The 1,130-nt window shown below is 55.2% G+C and carries 1 protein-coding gene; it reads left to right on the top strand.

Going from position 1 to position 1,130, the window contains the following annotated elements; all coding sequences use genetic code 11:
- Positions 1-957, top strand: a 957-nt coding sequence (locus tag V6D20_10280; GenBank protein ID HEY9816167.1) for a Zn-dependent hydrolase, incomplete at its 5' end; no start/stop codon positions are given.
- Between the last annotated feature and the right edge of the window lie 173 nt (positions 958-1,130).

Raw genomic sequence — 1,130 nt, forward strand, 5'->3', positions numbered from 1 at the left:
CGTTATGATGGCGTTCTCGGGGTTTTGGCAGGCATTGAAGCGGTGCAGATCCTCCATGAGCAAGGGCTACGGCTGAATCATCCCTTAGAGGTGATTGTATTCAGCGACGAAGAAAGCAGCATGATTGGGTCGCGGGCGATCGCTGGTGCCGTAAAGGGAGAAGCGATTTACCATCCAGAGCAAGGCACCTCGATTCAAGCCTGTTTGGATGCCGTTGGCGGTGACTGGTCGCGTATTCTCTCGGCCCGCCGCAGCCGCGAAGATATGGTGGCCTTTGTGGAACTGCATGTGGAACAGGGCAGTGTGCTCGACAGTAAGGGCTATGAGATTGGCGTGGTGGATGGTGTTGTGGGTATGAACCGCTACGCCATTACCATTACCGGCGTTCCTAACCATGCTGGCACCACCCCCATGGATATGCGCCATGATGCCCTGGTGGCTGCCGCTCAGGTGACCCTGGCCGTGCAGGCGATCGCCCTAGAACAGCCTAGCCGTCCTGTAGCCACCGTCGGATCGTTGAACGTATCTCCCAATGCTGCCAACATTGTGCCTGGGCGGGTAGAGCTGACCGTAGACATGCGGGATTTGTCCCAAGACTGTTTGGATGACATGACCTATCAGCTCTCGCGGCACCTGCGGGCGATCGCCGCCAAAACCCGCACCAACATTGATATGACACCTATTCTCAAAGTTAAACCCTCCCCCGCCGCCGCCCGCATAAAGTCTGTGATTCGCGATGTCTGCCAAGACTTAGGATTTTCCGCCCACGCCCTGCCCAGCCGCGCCGGTCATGACGCTATGGAAATGGGGCATATCACCGACATGGGCATGATTTTTGTACCTAGCCACGCTGGCATCAGTCACTCTGACCAAGAATACACATCTCCAGAACAATGTACGCAGGGAGCGACCGTGTTGCTCCAGACTCTCGTGCGCCTAGATCAGGTTTACAGCTAGCTCTAGACGAAATCACAGCAAAAACTAGACATCAGGCGATCGCGCCTGATGAATCTTTATGTTTTGAGGTCAAAAAATCCGTAGGTTAACTGGAGGCGATCGCCCCTAGGCTCATTCACAATGGGACTAGGGATGGCGATCGCTGGTTAGGTTGGGCCTAAGCAATCTCTAGA

The sequence above is a fragment of the Candidatus Obscuribacterales bacterium genome, assembly GCA_036703605.1.
In the GTDB taxonomy this organism is placed as follows: domain Bacteria; phylum Cyanobacteriota; class Cyanobacteriia; order RECH01; family RECH01; genus RECH01.